Annotated in this window: 6 protein-coding genes and 1 pseudogene; all 7 read right to left on the bottom strand. The window is 40.4% G+C overall.

The genetic code is table 11. The features are described 5' to 3' along the window. Nucleotides 1-194: 194 nt before the first annotated feature. Entirely contained in the window at nucleotides 195-893 is a 699-nt protein-coding gene (locus ACLNCN_RS02680; protein ID WP_261020072.1) for a 3-oxoacyl-ACP reductase, read from the bottom strand. After that, entirely contained in the window at nucleotides 886-1122 is a 237-nt protein-coding gene (locus ACLNCN_RS02675) for a DUF2829 domain-containing protein (protein WP_000141924.1), read from the bottom strand. Before ACLNCN_RS02675 ends, ACLNCN_RS02680 begins: the two co-directional genes overlap by 8 nt. Nucleotides 1123-1221: 99 nt before the next feature. Continuing rightward, nucleotides 1222-2148, bottom strand: a complete 927-nt coding sequence (locus ACLNCN_RS02670) for an aldo/keto reductase family oxidoreductase (RefSeq protein WP_261033948.1) — start codon at nucleotides 2146-2148, stop codon at nucleotides 1222-1224. A gap of 72 nt (nucleotides 2149-2220) precedes the next feature. Beyond that, nucleotides 2221-3036, bottom strand: a pseudogene (locus tag ACLNCN_RS02665) (hypothetical protein). Nucleotides 3037-3039: 3 nt separating this feature from the next. Beyond that, nucleotides 3040-3360, bottom strand: a complete 321-nt coding sequence (locus tag ACLNCN_RS02660; protein ID WP_000665422.1) for a PadR family transcriptional regulator — start codon at nucleotides 3358-3360, stop codon at nucleotides 3040-3042. Between the two features lie 329 nt (nucleotides 3361-3689). Then, nucleotides 3690-5687 (bottom strand): methionine--tRNA ligase, encoded by a 1998-nt coding sequence (metG, locus tag ACLNCN_RS02655; RefSeq protein ID WP_261011208.1) that lies wholly within the window; start codon nucleotides 5685-5687, stop codon nucleotides 3690-3692. A gap of 124 nt (nucleotides 5688-5811) precedes the next feature. Beyond that, nucleotides 5812-6446: ABC transporter permease (locus tag ACLNCN_RS02650; RefSeq protein WP_424844558.1), on the bottom strand; the 635-nt coding region annotated here is incomplete at its 5' end.

Below are 6446 nucleotides of genomic sequence, written 5' to 3'. Positions count from 1 at the left end.
TTGAGATTTAAGACCATAGAGAACCATATTTTTCTTCCATGTTTTAAATAGTTCCATTATCCCCCTACTTCACCTTCCAATTCATATACAAGGTCTTGTCCAATTCTGGAAATCCTAATAATTCAGTCTTAACCTTCAATACTAATGGCGATGCATTTTCTTCTGTGATCTCTTGAATATCCATCCAACTCCTCCTACTTCAAAGACCAGCCGCCATCTATTGTCAGAATTTGTCCCTGCATGGCAGAGGACTTTCCACTGGCCAAAAAGAGACTGACTTCTGCCACTTCTTCTGACTCAATCCAGCGCTTGATTGGCGTTTCACTAGCCACCCAGTCCGCTAAACCACCTGGCTCAAAATCTGCAGCGGTCATAGCTGTCTTGACTGCTCCTGGAGCGATACCAAAGACCTGAATTCCAGTTTCAGCATAGTCTAGAGCCAACTGCTTGGTGAAGCCAGCCAAGGCGTGCTTCGAAGAAGTATAGGCGTGTCCACCGCCACCTGCTAGGCTAGAAGCAATGGAGCACATATTGATAATGGATCCTTTTTTATTCTCCAACATTTTGGTCAAATAATACCGAGTCAACTCTACTGGAGTAACGTAGTTGATTTCAAAAATCTCTTGAATTTCCTGCGCTGATTGTTCCAATAGGGGTTTGTAATCATCCAAAACTCCAGCAGTATTGCACAAAACATCAACCTGAGGACACCAATCAAAAATAGGCTCCAAGTTCAAGGTCAAATCTCTCTGTAAAAAGTGGAAATCACCCTCTAAGAGTGGATTTTCACCTTGGTCAACTCCATAAACTTGATAGTCCTTCTCTAAAAAAAGTCGAGCCTGAGCCAGGCCGATCCCTGAACTCACTCCCGTAATCAATACACGTCTAGTCATGCACTTCTACCCAATCCGTCGCCAAAACATCACAAGGTGTCGGACTCCACATGGAAAAACCCTCTCCCTCCCCAGAAACGTTGATTAGGAAATAGGGTGTCACTTCAAGTGCAACCCCATTTTGCTCGATAGTGTCAAAAAGTTGGACATAGTTTTCAGCACCTCCCCAACCAGTTCGTACATATTTTTTCTTATCCTTTAACCCAGGTAGAATTTCTTCAAATGTCATGTTTTTCTCCTTTAATATCAATAATCCTCCCCTTCATTATAACAAAAAAACCGCTTTAAAACGGCTTTTTGACTGTGATTTATTTACATCTGCTTCTACTTACGGCAAATTATTCCCTGCAGCAAGATAAATTTCATACCATTCTTTTCTTGTTAAGCTAAAGTTTGCCGCTTGGCTAACTTCTCTCAAGTGCTTAGGATTTGTGGTACCTACAACTGCCTGCATTTTTGCTGGATAACGCAATATCCAAGAAATGGCAATAGTTGAAGAGGTTACTCCATATTTAATAGCTAAACGATCAAGTACTTGATTTAAAGCTTGAAATTTCTCATTTCCAACAAAATTCCCTTTAAAATACCCGAATTGTAAGACAGACCATGCTTGAATGACCACATCGTGTAATTTGCAATATTCAAAAATGCTGCCATCTCGCATAGTTGCTTGACTACCTTCCATATTAACATGAAAACCTGATTCGAATCCTGGAGTAAAAGCCGCACTCAATTGTAGCTGATTAACAGCTAACGGCTGCTTGACATCTTTTTTAAGCAACTCCATCATCATGGGATTTTGATTAGAAACTCCAAAATCTCGGACCTTACCTTGTTTATAAAGGAGATCAAAGGCTTCTGCTACTTGGTCAGATTCCATCAAAGCATCTGGTCGATGAAGAAGCAAGCTATCTAGATGATCAATCTTCAATCTTTGCAAAATTCCGTCAACTGATTTTATAATATAGTCCTTAGAAAAATCAAAATAGGTAAATTCTTCAATGCGAATGCCACATTTGGACTGAATCCACATCTTTTCTCTTAAATCTGGACGATTTTTTAGGACAAGACCTAACAGTTCTTCACAACGACCACGACCATAAATATCAGCCAAGTCAAAAGCATTGATTCCAACAGACAGTGCTGTTTCTACAAGCTCTTCAACTTCTTTTACAGACTTATCTTCTATTCTCATCATTCCGAGAACAATTTCTGATAATTCTTTGTCATCTTGACCAAGAGTTATGTATCTCATCAAATTTTTCTCCTTTGATTCTACATTCTTCATTTAATTATAACAAAAAACCGCTTTTCAACGGCTTTTTGACTATATTTCATTCCATTTTATCTTCTTAAACCCACGGAACAAGACAAAGATTCCAATAAAGAGGACAGCTAAAGGAATAGCTTTTGTAAGAAAAACATTTGAAATGCCCATCCACTCATAGTAACGGAGCAGAGAACCTACAATAAAATGGGCAATAATCATACTGTTAAAGGGACGAAAAATCGGTTCTTTCCAATTCCAAATACTGATGATCAGGGAAATCGTAAAGACAGACAAACTATCCCAGGGAGCAGGAAGATAAAATGCTCCTTCTTGTACAAAACTTCCTATTCCTACATATCCCAGAACAACTAGCAGAACAAGAATCCCAACAACAATCTAGGTGCCAATTTTCATTTTAGGAGAATCTTGGACTAAGTCCCAACGTAAGATTGTGGCCACAAGAGCAAATCCAATCAGAAAAAGAAGAAGTTGCCCTAAAAAAGTAAGCAAATTGACTGTTAAGAGAGGACCTTTAGAAAAATCACTTAGTAGTTGATAATAACGTAATACCGCTAGGACAAGAATTGGCGTCAAAAGGGACTCCTTGATAGAACTGTGTGGTGCTTCCTTGAGCATCTCTTTCATTATTGTTTTAGGATTCTTACCTAAATAATCCTCTGCACTCATGCCATCTCGTTCTGCTTCTGAGAAATCTAACATCATCAAATAAATCTGCTCTCTGAGATAGTCCTCATCATAGAGAAATCCAGCAAGATTAAAACTATCCCACAGTTCCTCAAAATACTGCTGATTCTCCTCAGAAAACTCATGTAGCAAAGCGCTTGTTTCTTCATAATACTTCATTTTCTTCATGGTTTAACCCCCATTCTTAATCCCTTCTACTTTTTGACTCAAATCGTCCCATTGTTGCCAAAAGACCGAGACACGCTCTTCTCCTTCTTTGGTTAACGAAAAATACTTCCGATCTGGACCATCTGGCGACGGACGCATGTCGCCTCTAATCCATTGATTTTTTTCTAACTTTTGCAACAAAGGATAAATAGTTCCTGGAACGATAGTATCAAATCCAGCCTCTCGTAAAGTCTGAACCAACTCATAACCATATCGCTCTTTTTGACCAATCATATCCAAGACACAACCTTCAAGAACACCTTTTAATAGTTGAGTTTCCTTCATCCCTTCTCCCTTCTAATCTATTTTGTAATACCTACTAGTGGACTCACCTATAGTATACTACTTCTAAACTAGTTTGTAAAGCATAATAGTTAATACTCTTCGAAAATCTCTTCAAACCACGTCAGCGTCGCCTTGCCGTAGGTATGGGTACTGACTTCGTCAGTTCTATCCACAACCTCAAAACAGTGTTTTGAGCTGATTTCGTCAGTTCTATCTACAACCTCAAAGCAGTGCTTTGAGCAACCTGCGGCTAGCTTCCTAGTTTCCTCTTTGATTTTCATTGAGTGTAAATAAAAAACAGAACTAGCATGAACTAGTCCTGTATACTTTTACCCAATCACACTTCCATTCGGTACAGCTGGATCAACTGTGAGAAGGGTTAATTGTCCATCATGTTCAGCTGAGAGAATCATCCCTTGACTGACATATTTTTTCATCATCTTACGAGGTTTGAGGTTAGCAACGATTTGAACTTTCTTGCCGACCAACTCTTGTTCGTTTGGATAGTACTTAGCAATCCCTGAGAGGATTTGACGATCTTCACCATCACCAGCATCCAAGCGGAATTGAAGCAACTTATCAGAACCTTCTACTTTAGACACTTCTTTGACTTCTGCGACACGAATTTCGACCTTGTCAAAATCTTCAAACTTGATTTCTTCCTTGTTTAGTTTGAGTTCAACTTCGTCTGGGTTCCACTCTTTTTCGACTGCTGGTTTGTTGCCTTCCATTTGTTCCTTGATATAGGCGATTTCTTCTTCCATATCCAGACGTGGGAAGATTGGTGTTCCTTTGGCAACTACAGTCACATCTGCTGGGAAGTCAGCCAAGTTCAAGTTTTCAAGACTAGAAACTTCATTCAAGCCAAGTTGAGTCAAAACTGCACGACTAGTTTCCATCATAAACGGCTCAATCAAGTGAGCAACGACACGAAGGCTAGCTGCCAAGTGACTCATGACACTTGCCAATTGGTCACGAAGAGCTTCATCCTTGGCCAAGACCCATGGTGCGGTCTCATCGATGTATTTATTGGTACGAGAGATCAGAGTCCAGACTACTTCAAGAGCACGTGGGTAGTCAACTGCTTCCATGTGTGTATGGTAGTCTGCGATTGATTGTTCTGCAACCTCAGCAAGAGCATGATCAAACTCTGTCACGCCCTCTACATAGGCTGGAATTTGTCCATCAAAGTACTTGTTAATCATAGAAACAGTACGGTTGAGGAGGTTTCCAAGGTCATTAGCCAATTCATAATTGATACGGCCAACATAGTCTTCCGGAGTAAAGGTTCCGTCTGAACCAACTGGAAGGCTACGCATGAGGTAGTAACGAAGTGGATCTAGTCCAAAACGCTCTATCAACATTTCAGGATAGACAACATTCCCTTTAGATTTAGACATCTTTCCGTCTTTCATGACAAACCAACCATGACCAATCAAACGTTCTGGCAATTTGATATCCAACATCATAAGAAGGATTGGCCAGTAGATTGAGTGAAAACGAAGGATGTCTTTTCCAACCATATGGAAGACTGTTCCGTTCCAGAACTTGTCAAAGTTAGCGTGTTCGTCTTGATCGTAGCCAAGAGCTGTCACATAGTTGAGTAGAGCATCAAACCAAACATAGACAACGTGTTTTGGATTTGATGGGACTGGTACACCCCAGGTAAATGTGGTACGAGATACCGCCAAATCCTCTAAACCTGGCTCAATGAAGTTGCGAAGCATTTCATTCAGACGGCCATCTGGAGTGATAAATTCAGGATGGGACTTGAAAAATTCGACCAAACGGTCTTGGTACTTGCTAAGACGAAGGAAATATGATTCTTCAGATACCCATTCAACCTCGTGTCCTGATGGAGCAATACCACCAGTTACATTTCCAGCTTCATCACGGAAAACTTCCGCAAGCTGGCTTTCTGTAAAGAATTCCTCATCTGAGACTGAATACCAACCAGAGTATTCACCCAAATAGATATCATCTTGAGCAAGTAAGCGCTCAAAGACCTGTGCGACAACTTTTTCATGGTAGTCATCAGTTGTACGGATAAATTTATCGTATGAGATATCTAGTAATTGCCAGAGTTCTTTGACTCCAACTGCCATCCCATCAACATAAGCTTGAGGTGTAATGCCAGCTTCTTCTGCTTTCTGCTGGATTTTCTGACCATGCTCATCAAGACCTGTCAGATAAAAGACATCGTAACCCATCAGGCGTTTGTAACGGGCTAGGACATCACAGGCGATGGTTGTGTAGGCAGAACCAATATGAAGTTTACCAGATGGATAGTAAATCGGCGTTGTAATATAAAAATTCTTTTCAGACATAATTTTTCCTTTCCAGGCAAATGAAACCTGTTTTTCTAACACTTCATTATATCACATTTTTAAGGATTTTCGATAGGGAAATCCATACAAAAAACAAGATAGACGAGTGTCCATCTTGTTTATTCTATTCATAACGAAGGGCTTCAATTGGATCAAGTTTCGATGCCTTGTTGGCTGGCAAAACTCCAAAAATCATACCCACGCTAGCCGAAACTGCAAGACTAAATAGGGCAACTGGGATTGATACTCCTACTTCTATACCAGCTATCAATCCTTGCAAGAGTAGACCAGCTATAGCGGTTAAGCCTGTCGCAATGGTTAGACCAATAACTCCACCAAGCAAGGTCAAAATCATGGATTCAATCAAAAACTGAATTAAAATATTGGCACGCGTTGCACCCAAAGCCTTACGGAGACCAATCTCACGGGTACGCTCTGTCACCGAAACAAGCATAATGTTCATAACACCAGTCCCTCCAACAAAGAGGGAAATCCCCGCAATGGCACTAATAATCGTAGTTATAAAACCGAACATTTGTTGAACTTCGTTGAAGGCTTCTGTTGCATCTGCTACCTGATACTCCCCTTGTTGGAGACCTGAAATCTCTGTCATTCTTCTTGCCAACTCTGGCCCCAAAGTCTGGCTCAAGCTAGTATCGTTAACACGAAAGACAATATTTGAAATCTCGTCTGTGTTAAAATTGACCGCAAGAGAAATATTAGTCGTAATTGGTAGTCCTCCGACTCCAAAGGTTTTTG

Source organism: Streptococcus sp. CL8.13 (assembly GCF_049737895.1).
Note: the sequence above shows the minus strand (reverse complement) of the source record. Positions and strands in the feature narration are given on the sequence as shown.